This window comes from Flavobacterium frigoris (genome assembly GCF_900111075.1).
GTDB classification, from domain to species: Bacteria; Bacteroidota; Bacteroidia; order Flavobacteriales; family Flavobacteriaceae; genus Flavobacterium; species Flavobacterium frigoris.
In genome coordinates this window covers 235,797-249,156 of the sequence record NZ_FOFZ01000001.1, presented here as the reverse complement: position 1 = coordinate 249,156, position 13,360 = coordinate 235,797, and the positions used below count along the sequence as shown (strand labels likewise).

Annotated in this window: 10 protein-coding genes; 7 read left to right on the top strand and 3 right to left on the bottom strand. The window is 34.1% G+C overall.

Annotation, left to right across the window (positions count from 1 at the left end; all coding sequences use genetic code 11):
• Window positions 1-119: 119 nt before the first annotated feature.
• The 4 genes from BMW63_RS00985 (at window position 120) to BMW63_RS00970 (ending at window position 3,507) form a co-directional block, all read left to right on the top strand.
• Window positions 120-2,222, top strand: coding sequence for a glutamine--tRNA ligase/YqeY domain fusion protein (locus BMW63_RS00985; protein ID WP_074720335.1), 2,103 nt, complete (start codon window positions 120-122; stop codon window positions 2,220-2,222).
• Window positions 2,223-2,529: 307 nt separating this feature from the next.
• A complete protein-coding gene (locus BMW63_RS00980; RefSeq protein WP_074720333.1) occupies window positions 2,530-2,859 on the top strand; it encodes a YtxH domain-containing protein in 330 nt (109 codons plus the stop codon).
• 37 nt (window positions 2,860-2,896) lie between these two features.
• A complete protein-coding gene (locus tag BMW63_RS00975; protein ID WP_074720331.1) occupies window positions 2,897-3,247 on the top strand; it encodes a competence protein in 351 nt (116 codons plus the stop codon).
• Between the two features lie 8 nt (window positions 3,248-3,255).
• Entirely contained in the window at window positions 3,256-3,507 is a 252-nt protein-coding gene (locus BMW63_RS00970; RefSeq protein WP_074720329.1) for a DUF6327 family protein, read from the top strand.
• Between the two features lie 30 nt (window positions 3,508-3,537).
• Here the strand turns inward: BMW63_RS00970 and BMW63_RS00965 are convergent, their stop codons facing one another.
• From BMW63_RS00965 to BMW63_RS00955, 3 genes are all read right to left on the bottom strand, one after another.
• Window positions 3,538-4,521 carry an SPFH domain-containing protein gene (locus BMW63_RS00965; protein ID WP_074720327.1) on the bottom strand — a complete coding sequence of 328 codons (984 nt, stop codon included), beginning with the start codon at window positions 4,519-4,521 and terminating at the stop codon, window positions 3,538-3,540.
• 193 nt (window positions 4,522-4,714) lie between these two features.
• Entirely contained in the window at window positions 4,715-6,220 is a 1,506-nt protein-coding gene (gene gltX, locus BMW63_RS00960; RefSeq protein ID WP_074720325.1) for a glutamate--tRNA ligase, read from the bottom strand.
• A gap of 40 nt (window positions 6,221-6,260) precedes the next feature.
• Window positions 6,261-7,289: an alkane 1-monooxygenase gene (locus BMW63_RS00955; protein ID WP_074720323.1), complete on the bottom strand. Its 1,029-nt coding sequence runs from the start codon at window positions 7,287-7,289 to the stop codon at window positions 6,261-6,263.
• 129 nt (window positions 7,290-7,418) lie between these two features.
• Between BMW63_RS00955 and BMW63_RS00950 the strand changes: the two genes are divergently transcribed.
• From BMW63_RS00950 to mnmG, 3 genes are all read left to right on the top strand, one after another.
• The gene (locus BMW63_RS00950; RefSeq protein WP_074720321.1) at window positions 7,419-10,724 is read left to right on the top strand and encodes a hypothetical protein; all 3,306 of its coding nucleotides are present in this window, start codon (window positions 7,419-7,421) and stop codon (window positions 10,722-10,724) included.
• Window positions 10,721-11,140: an rRNA maturation RNase YbeY gene (gene ybeY, locus BMW63_RS00945; protein ID WP_074720319.1), complete on the top strand. Its 420-nt coding sequence runs from the start codon at window positions 10,721-10,723 to the stop codon at window positions 11,138-11,140. The genes BMW63_RS00950 and ybeY overlap by 4 nt, the downstream gene beginning before the upstream one ends.
• Before the next feature lie 229 nt (window positions 11,141-11,369).
• Window positions 11,370-13,241 (top strand): tRNA uridine-5-carboxymethylaminomethyl(34) synthesis enzyme MnmG, encoded by a 1,872-nt coding sequence (gene mnmG, locus BMW63_RS00940; RefSeq protein WP_074720317.1) that lies wholly within the window; start codon window positions 11,370-11,372, stop codon window positions 13,239-13,241.
• The last annotated feature ends 119 nt before the right edge of the window (window positions 13,242-13,360 follow it).

The window sequence follows — 13,360 nt, the reverse complement described above, 5'->3', positions numbered from 1 at the left end:
TTTTTATTTTATAAAAGTACGAAATATTTGAATTTTATTAGCCTAATAACAAATAACCAAATCATGGATTCGCTTTTTAACCAACAATTTTGATAACTTTGCTACTTTAATACAACATTATGTCTACAGAAGAAAAATCACTTCACTTTATAGAACAGATTATAGAAGAAAGCTTAGCAAATGGTTTTCCAAAGGAGCAACTTCGTTTTCGTTTTCCGCCGGAGCCAAACGGCTATTTGCATATCGGTCACGCTAAATCGATTTGTCTAAATTTTGGTTTGGGATTAAAGTACAATGCCCCAGTTAATCTACGTTTTGATGATACTAATCCCGCTAAAGAAGAGCAGGAATATGTTGATGCCATAAAAGAGGATTTACTATGGTTAGGATATAATTGGACTGAAGAACGATATTCTTCTGATTACTTTCAGCAGCTGTATGATTGGGCGGTTGAAATGATTAAAAACAATAAAGCTTATGTAGACAGTCAGTCTTCTGAAGATATGGCTATTCAAAAAGGATCACCTACGCAACCTGGAGTAGACGGTCCTTATAGAAACCGTTCTGTAGCTGATAATTTAGCTTTATTCGAAGCAATGAAAAATGGAGATTACCCAGAAGGGAGCCATGTTTTACGTGCCAAAATAGATATGTCATCAACAAATATGTTGATGCGCGACCCTTTAATGTACCGCGTTTTACACCGTCATCATCATAGAACAGGAAATGATTGGAAAATTTATCCGATGTATGACTACGCTCATGGCGAAAGTGATTATGTGGAGCAAATTTCGCATTCAATATGTACATTAGAATTTGTGATGCACCGTGAGTTATACGATTGGTTTTTGGACCAAATTTATGATAAAAATAAGGTGAGACCACATCAATATGAATTTGCTCGTTTAAACCTGAATTACACGGTAATGAGTAAGCGAAAGTTATTGCAATTGGTTCAGGAAAAGATAGTTAATGGATGGGATGATCCTAGAATGCCTACGATTTCTGGTTTAAGAAGAAGAGGGTATACTGCTGCTTCTATCCGTAAATTTTGTGATATCATAGGTGTTGCAAAACGGGAAAATGTAATTGATGTATCGCTTTTAGAATTTTGTCTTCGTGAAGATTTAAATAAAACAGCGCCTCGAGTAATGGCAGTTTTAGACCCAGTTAAATTAGTAATTACTAATTATCCTGAAGATAAAGAAGAGTCATTAGATGCCGAAAACAACCAGGAAGATGATGCTGCAGGTTTTAGAAAATTGCCTTTTTCTCGTGAATTATACATAGAAAGAGAAGATTTTCTTGAAGTGGCTCCAGCTAAATTTTTCCGTTTAAGTATCGGGAATGAAGTTCGTCTTAAAAATGCATATATCATTAAAGGTGAAAGTGTTGTAAAAGACAGTGAAGGTACTATTACTGAAATCCATGTTACTTATGATGAAGATAGCCGAAGCGGGAGTGGGAGTGAAGCTTCTCAACGAAAAGTAGCTGGAACCTTGCATTGGGTTTCCATAAAACATGCCATTGAAGCAGAAGTTCGTTTGTACGATCGTTTGTTTATTGATGAAGCGCCAGACAGTCATAAAGAAAAGAACTTTTTGGAATTTATGAATACTAATTCTCTCGAAATAGTAAAAGGTTTTGTAGAACCAGGTTTAGCTTCTAGTACCGCTGGAGATAAATTTCAATTCCAACGTTTGGGTTATTTCAATACAGATAAAGATAGTAGAGAAGGTAAACTAGTTTTCAATAAAACAGTTGGACTTAAAGATGCTTGGGAAGAAAAAGGCAAGAAAGAAAGTAATTTATTGATGAATACACAAAAGGAAATCAATAAATATGTTAAAGAAAAAGATGTTTCTAATGCTGATTTAATGTTGGAAAATATCGTTTCTAATATAAAAAGTATTGATAACTTTAGTTTGATTAATCAAACAGTTGTCAAAAATGTAAAGAATGATAATAACTCCTTATTGTTTGCCAATTTAATTTTATTGCATTCTGATAAAGTACAAGCAAAGGATGTCGAAAAGGAAGTTTTGACAAAATTATATACCATGTCTTTAAAAAGCCAATTGGCTGCGGTTAGAATTGTAGCAATTCAGAATTTAAGTGCGGATGCTGTTAATTTTGATGAATTTAAAAATCAACTTACAGAATTGAGAAATACAGAGAAAAATGAAAAAATTTCATATTTATTAAATGATTTGGAACTATAGATTTATTTTTCAAAGAATAAATTTTAACAATACTAAAACGCCTACTTAAGGTGTTTTTTTATTATTGTTAAAACCTATTAAATAATATATCTTAATTGTTTTTATTTATTAAAAACGGCTTATATAGCGCTTGATTAAGCTAATTTTATTTTTAAAGTATTCTACAGTATAACCTGTGTTGTTTTCAGTGAGTAGTAGGCTTTATATAAGTTTTAAGCCTTAATTAAACTACTTTAATAGCTTGTTAACATTTCCTTGTTAATAAAATTTGTATCTTTATGATATTATTAATTAAATATAACTAGTTATGTCAAAGAATACAGGAAATACGATTTTAGCAATTTTAACTGGAGCAGCTATTGGAGCTGGTGTTGGAATTTTATTTGCTCCAGATAAAGGTTCAAGAACAAGAGTAAAAATTAAAGATGGTTACAAAGATGCTCAAAAGGATCTACAAAAAAAGTATGAGGAACTGTCAGATGAAGTAAAAACAAAATTCTCTACTACAAAATTTGATTTTGAAGGAAGTTATGACGATTTACTTTCAAGTATGAGTCATAAAACCGAAGATGTAATTAGTTTCTTAGAAAATAAATTAGCAGAGCTAAAAGAGAAAAATGCAAAACTTCAAAAATAATGAAGAAGCTTTAAATTTTAAAATAAATAAATAGTATATGGCATTTGAAGAAATAAAGGAGAACGTTGAAGATATTCAAGAACAGGCGCAAGCGTATATTGAAAATAATTTAGCCTATTATAAATTGAGAACTTTCAAAATGGCGATGAAATCAACGACGACGATTTTAAAGTTTTCTTTGATACTTTTAGGTTTCAGTATGGTTTTATTATTCCTTTCTTTAGCTTTGGCTTTTGCTATTGGAAATTATTTTGATAGTTATCCTTTTGGATTTCTAATTATTGGAGTGTTTTATCTTCTTGCTACGGGACTTTTATTTTTAGTTAGAGACAAGATAGTGGAAGGACCTTTATTAGAGAAATTTTCAGATATATTTTTTAACGACTAAACTAGATTATGGGACCTAAAAAATATTCATCGTACGCTCAAATTGACAGGGAACTGGAGATTTTAAAGATTGAAAAAGAAATTAGTTATCAAAAAATCGTTTTGGGTTACTATAAAACGAAGGAAAGTATAACTCCGCACCATTTGTTAAACAATTTCCTAGGCTCTTTTAAATCGGCCTTTACCGGTTCATACGGAACCATATTAAATGTGGCAGTTCCATTTATAATCAAATGGATAATCGATAAAAAAAGAGGCTGAAAAGCCTCTTTTTTGTTATAATAATAAGTTTTATTCTTCCGTTTCAGGACTTTCTTCTTCTTTTTCTTCTATGGGAAGAATTTTTTGAGTTTTTGTCTTCTCTTTTCGACTTCCTTTTTTCATAGATTCTCCTACCATGTTACTAGCGGTAAAACTGGCAACCATATTATTTAACATGTCGCTACCAGCTTGTGGCGAATTAGGTAATAAGATTAAGTTAGAGTTGGTATCTGCACCAATGGCTTGTAAGGTGTCATAATGTTGTGTAACCACAATTAAAGCTGAAGCTTCCTGAGAATTGATACCAACTCTATTCAGTACATCTACACTTTCTACTAGTCCTCTAGCAATCTCTCTTCTTTGATCTGCAATACCTTGCCCTTGTAAGCGTTTGCTTTCTGCTTCTGCTTTCGCTTTAGCTACAATTCTAATTCGTGATGCTTCCGCTTCAAATTCTGCTACGGTTTTTTCTCGATCAGCAGCATTTATTCTATTCATGGCATTTTTGACTTGAATATCTGGATCTATATCAGTTACCAAAGTGTTAATAATTGTATAACCGTAAGTGGTCATCGCTTCGTTCAACTCTCTTTTTACAGCAATGGCGATATCATCTTTTCTTTCAAAAACATCATCTAATTTCAATTTTGGAACTTCGGCGCGTACTACATCAAAGACATAAGAAGTAATTTGGTCATGCGCATATTCCAGTTTATAAAAGGCATCATAGACCGTTTCTTTGACTACCATAAATTGAACAGAAACTTTTAGTTTAACAAAAACATTGTCTTTAGTTTTGGTTTCTATAATTACATCTAATTGTTGGATCTTTAGATTTGCTCGTCCTGCGACTCTATCAATTAGTGGAATTTTTAGTTGTAGTCCTGAATGTCTGACGCTGTGAAATTTACCAAATCGTTCGATGATAACTGAGGTTTGCTGCTTCACAGTAAAAAAAGAAGACATGAAAATAAATAATCCAATAACGAGAAGGATAATTAAGGTAATATTCATAAGTGTTATTATTTAGGTTAATAAATTACCGTTAAATTACAAAAAAACTTTGGTTGATTAATGTTTAATGAAATAATGTTAAAAAGCTTTATTGTACATCAAACGTAATTTTGATTATACATCGCATAATGCAAAGGAAATAGGATTGCCGATAAATAAAACAAGCCTCCGTATTAGACGGAGGCTTGTTTTTTTATAAAGTAATTATGGCTTTTTCAATTCTGGTAATTGTTTCTTTTTTCCCAATGAGTTCCACAATGTCAAATAGGTGCGGGCCTTTTAAAGCACCAACCAAACTCAAGCGGAAAGGTTGCATTACTTTTCCCATTCCAATTTCGTTTATCACCAGCCAGTCTTTTACTATAGTTTCGATGTTGGTTGAAGTGAAATCAGTTATTTCTTCCAGCACAGAAATCAGTTCTTGCATTAATGCTGGCGTTTCTGCTTTCCAGTTTTTGCTTGCTTTTTCATCGTATGCTATTGGTGCAACAAAAAAGAAATCACTCAGATCCCAAAATTCTGAAGTGAAATTAGCTCTTTCTTTTATTAGACTAACGATTTTTGTCAATTGATTTTCAGAAGTAGAAATACCTTTTTCAGCAACAATAGGAGCGAAGGCTTTTGCCAAATCATCGTCTTTTTGCTTGATTAGATATTGGTGGTTGAACCATTTATTTTTTTCAGGATCAAATTTAGCGCCTGCTTTATGAACACGGTTTAAATCAAAAGCTTCTACTAGTTCTTCCAAAGTGTATATCTCCTTGTCTGTTCCATCGTTCCACCCTAATAAAGCAAGGAAGTTTAGTACTGCTTCCGGGAAAAATCCTTTTTCTCTATAGCCTGATGAAATTGCTTCTTCCGTTTTCCATTCTAAAGGAAATACAGGGAATCCTAGTTTATCTCCATCTCGTTTGGATAATTTTCCGTTTCCAATTGGTTTCAAGATCAAGGGTAGGTGTGCAAATTCTGGTGCATCCCAACCAAATGCTCTGTACAATAGAACGTGTAGCGGCATAGAAGGCAACCATTCTTCTCCACGAATAACATGCGATGTTTCCATTAAATGATCATCGACAATATTAGCTAGATGGTACGTTGGCATTCCGTCACTTTTAAACAATACTTTGTCATCTAGTAAACTGGTTTCAAATTTCACATCACCACGAATGATATCTTGTAAATGCAATGTTTCACCCACTGGAGTTTTAAAACGGATTACATAAGCATCACCGTTCGCGATTCTTTTGGCCGTTTCTTCTGCAGAAATTACCAAAGAAGTATCTAGTAATTCTCTATTGGTATGATTGTAAATAAAGGTGTTCCCTTGTTCTTCTTGTTCTTTTCTTGCTGCATCAAGTACTTCAGCGGAGTCAAAAGCATAATATGCCCAACCCGTATCGATTAATTGATCAGCATATTCTCTGTACAAAGGTTTTCTTTCGCTTTGACGGTAAGGACCAAATTTTTCATTTATTCCTATTGTTTCATCAGGAGAAATTCCTAACCATTCTAATGCTTCCAAAATATACGCTTCAGCACCTGGAACGAAACGGTTTTGATCTGTATCTTCAATACGTAAAAAGAAAATACCCTTATTTTTCTTGGCAAACAAATAATTGAATAGGGCGGTACGCACTCCGCCAATATGTAATGGTCCAGTTGGACTTGGTGCAAAACGCACCCGAACTTGTTTAGACATTATAATTGATTTTTTGCAAATATAATTCTATTTCTATTCATTACTTCATATTTACAGGTATTCGTTTGTTCATGACAGCAAACCAAAGTGGTGGAAAAAATGATAAGACCATAGATGTTGGATACCCATAAGGCATCTGTGGAGACAGGTCATGGTATTCTAAAATTTGATATTTTTTTTGAGACTTATAATGGTGATCACTATGTCTGGTGAGTTCATACAAAATGATTCGTCCTAATACATGATTAGAATTCCAGGAATGTTTCTCGTTTACACGTTCAAATCTGCCAGAGGCAAGCTGCTTTCGTTTTAATCCATAATGCTCAATATAGTTGATGGTTTCCAGCAATAAAAACCCAACGATTCCCGAAAATATAGCTAATAGTAATCCTTTGAAGCCAAAAAAGTAATAGATTGTTATTAAATAGCTCGCTTGAATAATGGTAAACCAAAACATATCATTTTTTATGGAGAGGAATGATCGATCATCAATTTTATTTAAATTTTTTTGAATTTGCCATGCTTTCAAATATGTTCCAGTCACGGTTTGAATCCAGAACGAATATAAATTTTGATTGTATCTTGCCGTTGACGGATCGGCCGGAGTTGAAACATGTAAGTGGTGCCCATGATTGTGTTCTATGAAAAAGTGGGTATAATGACTTGGTATCAGCAGTATTTTTCCCATTACTTTTTCAAAGATTGTTGTTCTATGTCCTAATTCGTGCGCAACATTTATCCCGTTTGCTCCCAGAATAATTCCTAGGCTTAGCGTCATTCCTATAATTTCATATATTGGCAGTTCATATTTTGTAATTCTATACAAACTAAATAGAATTCCTCCATAAACTATAGGGACGTTTAGTATTAGTAATATATCAAAAAATTTATTATTTAGGCGGTTTGCAACGGTGTCACTATCGTAATTATTGGTGTCAATGGGCAAAATTGATTCTAATATTGGAATCAATACAAAAGCAAACAATAAAGCAGAATAGGACCAGAAGCCACCAAAATAAATTCCTATCATCGCTACAATGGGAATACTAAATGCGAATAAATATTTCATGGTGTAATTTTTATTAAATATAGTAAATTATTGTTTCTTTTATTATCTGGAGTAATTACAACAGATTTTTAACAAGTATACTTTAATATAAATTACTACATTTATTGGTTATTAAAAAAATGTCAAATTTTGGAAACGAAGCAATATATTTATCAAAAGTTAGAAGCATTTATTAGGAAGTATTATACCAATGAGTTGATAAGGGGAATTGTGCTCTTTATCGGTTTAGGATTGTTGTATTTTTTATTTACGCTTAGTGTTGAATATTTTCTTTGGCTCAAACCAATGGGAAGATCGATTTTATTTTGGACTTTCGTTGCGGTAGAGTTAGTGCTGTTGTTTCGCTTTATTTTATTTCCGATATTTAAATTATTCAAATTCCAAAAAGGAATAGATTACGAGCAATCTTCTAAGATTATAGGTAAGCACTTTACTGATGTCAATGATACACTGACTAATTTTCTGCAATTATCGAATGCAGATAAACAGGAGCAATCCTCTGAGTTGCTTTTAGCTTCTATCGATCAAAAAGCAAATGCGTTGCAACCAATTCCTTTTGGTAGTGCCATAAATTATAGTTCTAATAAGCGGTATATTCCTTTGGCAGTTGCTCCCATTTTGTTGTTTCTCGTCTTTTATCTTTCCGGAAATAATGCTGTCATTTCTCAAAGTCTGAATCGGGTGGTGCATTTTAACGAGACGTTTTTACCGCCAGCACCTTTTAAATTTGTTTTACTGAATAGTAATCTACAAAGCGAGCAGAACAAAGATTTTATGCTGAAGGTTAAAACAGTTGGTAATGTGGTTCCTGAGAATGCTATGATTTTCATTAATGGAGAAAGTTATTTCATGGAGAATATCAAATCAGGAGAGTTTCAATTTAAAATTAGTAAACCTGTTACGGATGTATTCTTTCACTTAGAGGGCAATGCTATTTCTTCTGATGAGTATCATCTGAAGGTCATTTCTGTTCCTACGATTTCTAATTTTGATATGCATTTGAGTTACCCGTCGTATTTGAATAGAAATTCAGAAGTAGTTAAAGGAACGGGGAATGCTGTAATTCCGGAGGGGACAAAAGTAACATGGAAAATTAATTCATTAGCGACTGAAAATATTGCTTTGTTGGATGGAAAAGCTCGTTTTTTGTTTCATAAGGATGATAATTCGTTTTCATTGTCTAAAAATGCAACCCAAAACTCAGACTACCAAATAGTTACTTCTAATAGGCATGTAAAAGATCACGAAAAATTGAATTATCAGCTTACAGTGATAAGAGATCAGTTTCCATCTATCAATGCAAGCCATGCTCCGGATAGTTTAAAGGTAGATAGGAGTTTTGTTTTGGGTCAAATAGGTGATGATTATGGTTTGTCTAAATTGCAAATCGTGTATTATCCAAAGAACAAACCAGAGGTTGCTAAACGTGGAACCATACCAATAAAGGCATCTGGATATGAACAGTTTTTGTTTTCATTTCCTGGTGGATTAGCAGTTCAGCAGGGAGTTTCTTATGAGTATTATTTTGAGGTTTTTGATAATGATGTGTTGCATGGTTATAAAAGCTCAAAATCTTCTGTGTTCAGTAACCGTATTGTGACTGATGAAGAAAAGAAAAGTGAATTAATACAACAGCAAAACGACAATATTAATAGTCTTCAAAAGTCATTAAGTAATCAAGATAAGCAATTATCTGAAATTGATAAGTTACAAAAGTCGGGTAAAGAGAAAGACCAATTTGAATTTAAAGACCAGCAAAATGTAAAAGATTTTATTCAGCAGCAGCAGCAGCAGGATGAAATGATGAAGCAGTTTGCAAAGAAAATGAAGGACAATTTGGATCAATTGAAAACGATTCCAAAAGATGAATTGAAAGAAGAGTTAAAAAAGCGTTTGGACAAAGCAGATGAAGATTTAGAAAAGAATCAGAAATTGCTAGAGGAATTAAAGCAATTAAACGATAAACTTAAGAACGAGGAGTTACTCAATAAACTAGAACAATTCAAACAGAATAGTAAAAATCAAGTGAAGAATTTGGAGCAGTTAGTAGAATTAACTAAGAAGTATTATGTAGAAAAGAAGGCGGAACAGTTAGCTGATAAATTAGATAAACTTGCCGATAAGCAGAATAAATTAGCAGAGGATGAAAAGGAAAATTCTGCCGACAAGCAAAAGAAGATTAACTCAGAGTTTGATGCTATTCAAGAAGAATTAAAGGACCTTGATAAAGACAATCAAAAATTAAAATCTCCTATAGACTTACCTAATGATGATGTTGTAGAAAAAAGTATAAGTGATGATTTGAAGAAAGCAAGTGAGGAGCTTCAAAAAGAAAACAAAGCAAAGGCAAAGCCAAATCAAAAGAAGGCGGCTAGTAAAATGAAGTCCATGTCAATCAAAATGGCAGAAGGTTTAGAGGGTAGTGAAAAAGAACAGATGGAAGAAGACGTAAAGATGTTACGTCAGATATTAGATAATTTGTTAGCTTTTTCTTTGTCTCAGGAGTATGTGATGTTACAGTTTAGAGATCTAAAAAGAGGGTCTCCATCCTTCAATAAAAACATAAAATTACAACAAGATTTAAAATTACAGTTTAAACATGTAGATGATAGTTTGTTTTCAATGTCGCTACGTAACCCAAAAATAGCTGAGGACATTACTAAAGAGATAGGGAATGTACATTACAATATAGATAAATCTTTAGTCAGTTTGTCAGATGCGCAAGTACCAAAAGGTTTATCACACCAACAGTATGCAGTATCGTCTGCTAATAGATTGGGTGATTTATTGAGTGATATTTTAAATAGTACGCAAATGTCTTTGTCTGGTATGGGTTCTGGAAAACCAAAACCAGGAGGTGGGAAGGGAATGCAGCTTCCGGATATTATTAAAAAACAGGAAGGTCTGGCGGACAAAATGAAAGATGGAATGGAGAAGGGGCAAAAGCCAGGTAGTGGTAAAGACGGGAAATTTGGAGAAGGTAGTAAGACAGGGAAAGACGGTTCGCAAGATGGAGGAATGGGAGAAGGAGATGCGCAAGCATTGTTGGAAATATATAAAGAGCAAAAGCAACTTCGAGAGGCATTAGAAAACGAACTAAAGAAACAAGGTTTGGGAGATAGCGGTCAGAATGTTTTGGAGCAGATGAAACAAATAGAAAAGCAGTTGTTGAATAAGGGATTTAAGAACGAAACATTGCAAAAGATACTGAATGTAAAGCAAGAATTGTTAAAATTAAACACAGCTATTCAGCAGCAGGGAGAGGAAAAGAAGCGTCAATCTGAGAGTAATATAAGGGAGTTTAATAATCAATCTAAACCATTGCCAGACGTATTGTTAGATTATTTAAATAGCATTGAGATATTAGATAGACAATCGTTACCTTTGCGCTCGAATTTTAACCGCAAGGTTCAAGAATATTTTAATAAAAAATGATCGATTTTAATTACGAAAACGAATACAACCTAGACAATGAAGAGGCTATTGCAAACTGGCTTTCAGCAGTGATTGTGTCTGAAGGTAAGAAAGAAGGAGAAATTAATTACATCTTCTGTGATGATGAATATTTACACAAAATTAATCTTGAGTATTTGAGTCATGATACGCTTACTGATATTATCAGTTTTGATTACACGATGGGGAATGAAATTAGCGGAGACATATTTATTTCTGTGGAGCGTGTTCAGGATAATGCTGCTGATTTTAAAGTAGGTTTTGAAGAAGAACTTAAAAGAGTGATGGTTCACGGAATCCTGCATTATTGTGGATACAAGGACAAAGGAGAAGATGATGAATTGTTGATGCGCTCTAAAGAAAATGAAAAATTAGCGCTGTTCCACGTGGAACAATAGTTTGCTGATTATACTAATTTAGATTTTTGTTTCACGTGGAACAAGGGGAAAATAAATTAGCTATTGGCATGATGGTTTGAAAATGTTTCACGTGGAACAACTTTAAATGATTCGGTAATCAGATAAGAGTTGTGGTGCAGGAAGTGATAAAATAAATTGAGGTTTCAAAAAGATAAATTTTTGTATTGGAATCTCACCCCCGAATATCGGGGCAAATTCATATAATAAGATGTTTCAAGAAGAATATGATGTGATTGTTGTGGGTGCTGGACATGCCGGTTCTGAGGCTGCTGCTGCTGCTGCTAATTTGGGTTCAAAAACTTTATTGGTGACCATGAGTCTGCAAAACATTGCGCAGATGTCTTGCAATCCCGCTATGGGAGGAATCGCGAAAGGGCAAATCGTTCGCGAAATTGATGCGCTTGGCGGATATTCCGGTATTGTCTCAGACAAAACGGCAATCCAATTCAAGATGTTGAACAAATCAAAAGGACCTGCGATGTGGTCGCCACGAGTTCAAAGTGATCGTATGCGATTTGCTGAGGAATGGAGAATGATGTTAGAAGGAACTCCGAATCTTGATTTCTATCAGGAGATGGTGAAAGGGCTGTTGATTGAAAACGGAAAAATCAAAGGAATTACCACGGCACTCGGAATCGAAATAAAAGCAAAGTCTGTAGTGCTGACCAATGGGACTTTCCTGAATGGAATTATTCATATTGGCGATAAAAATTTTGGTGGAGGTAGAGCGGGTGAAAGTGCCTCTCATGGAATTACTGAGGATTTAATTAATGCTGGCTTTGAAGCTGGAAGGATGAAAACTGGTACGCCTCCAAGAGTGGATGGACGGTCTTTGGATTATTCAAAAATGAACGAAGAAAAAGGAGATGCTAAACCAGACAAGTTTTCTTATTCTGATTTGACCTCGCCTTTAATTCATCAAAGATCTTGTCACATGACTTATACTTCGTTAGAAGTGCATGATATTTTAAGAGAAGGTTTTGATCGTTCTCCAATGTTTAACGGAAGAATAAAAAGTCTAGGGCCAAGATACTGTCCGTCGATTGAAGATAAAATTAATCGTTTTGCTGATAAAGAAAGACACCAGTTGTTTATCGAGCCAGAAGGTTGGAAAACCTGTGAGGTTTATGTGAATGGTTTTTCTACTTCACTTCCAGCAGATATTCAATTTAAGGCGATGCAATCTGTGGCTGGTTTTGAAAAAGTGAAATTTCTACGGGCGGGTTATGCTATCGAATACGATTATTTTCCGCCAACGCAGTTGAAACATACTTTAGAAACGAAATTGGTTGAAGGTTTATATTTTGCCGGACAGATTAATGGAACGACGGGTTATGAAGAAGCAGCTTCTCAAGGATTGATGGCTGGAATTAATGCGCATTTAAAAGTCCACGAAAAAGCGCCTTTAATCTTAAAAAGAGACGAAGCGTATATTGGAGTGTTGATTGATGATTTGATTACCAAAGGAACAGAAGAACCTTATCGTATGTTTACATCGAGAGCGGAGTACAGAACGTTATTGCGTCAAGATAATGCTGATTTTAGATTGACTCCGATGGCACACGAAATAGGTTTAGCTTCTGAAAAGCGTTTGCGTCGTATGGAGCATAAGTTGAAAGAGTCGGAGAAAATGGTATCATTTTTCAGAGAGACTAGTGTTAGTGTTACAGAAGCAAATCCAATATTAGAATCAAAGGATACTGCGCTTATTACTCAAGGCGATAAATTGTTTAAGGTTTTCTCTCGTCCGCAAATTGACATGGACGACATTATGAAATTTGATAAAGTGAAAACCTATATCGAAGAGAATGATTTAGATCAAGAAATTCTAGAGCAAGCGGAAATTCAAGTGAAGTATTCCGGTTACATCGACAAGGAAAGAAATAATGCAGATAAACTGACTCGTTTAGAAGATGTGAAAATCCCAGAAGACTTTGATTACGATAAAATAAAATCTATGTCTATTGAAGCGAGACAGAAGCTGGGTAAGATTCGACCAGTAACTATTTCTCAGGCATCGAGAATCAGCGGAGTTTCTCCTAGTGATGTTTCGGTACTGTTGATTTATATGGGAAGATAAGAAAGTTTGCAGTGTTCAGTTTTTAGTAAGCAGTTTAGTTTTGCTGAAAGTGTAATTTTTTTGATAAACACGTATTCAAATTTCTATAATAATTTTTGTGATTATGTTACCCACTACCT

What these genes read in the sequence shown, in the direction of transcription:
- BMW63_RS00985 (WP_074720335.1), top strand. Translation starts at nt 120, where the DNA reads ATGTCTACAGAAGAAAAATCACTTCACTTTATAGAACAGATTATAGAA.
- BMW63_RS00980 (WP_074720333.1), top strand. Translation starts at nt 2,530, where the DNA reads ATGTCAAAGAATACAGGAAATACGATTTTAGCAATTTTAACTGGAGCA.
- BMW63_RS00975 (WP_074720331.1), top strand. Translation starts at nt 2,897, where the DNA reads ATGGCATTTGAAGAAATAAAGGAGAACGTTGAAGATATTCAAGAACAG.
- BMW63_RS00970 (WP_074720329.1), top strand. Translation starts at nt 3,256, where the DNA reads ATGGGACCTAAAAAATATTCATCGTACGCTCAAATTGACAGGGAACTG.
- BMW63_RS00965 (WP_074720327.1), bottom strand. Translation starts at nt 4,521, where the DNA reads ATGAATATTACCTTAATTATCCTTCTCGTTATTGGATTATTTATTTTC.
- gltX (WP_074720325.1), bottom strand. Translation starts at nt 6,220, where the DNA reads ATGTCTAAACAAGTTCGGGTGCGTTTTGCACCAAGTCCAACTGGACCA.
- BMW63_RS00955 (WP_074720323.1), bottom strand. Translation starts at nt 7,289, where the DNA reads ATGAAATATTTATTCGCATTTAGTATTCCCATTGTAGCGATGATAGGA.
- ybeY (WP_074720319.1), top strand. Translation starts at nt 10,721, where the DNA reads ATGATCGATTTTAATTACGAAAACGAATACAACCTAGACAATGAAGAG.
- mnmG (WP_074720317.1), top strand. Translation starts at nt 11,370, where the DNA reads ATGTTTCAAGAAGAATATGATGTGATTGTTGTGGGTGCTGGACATGCC.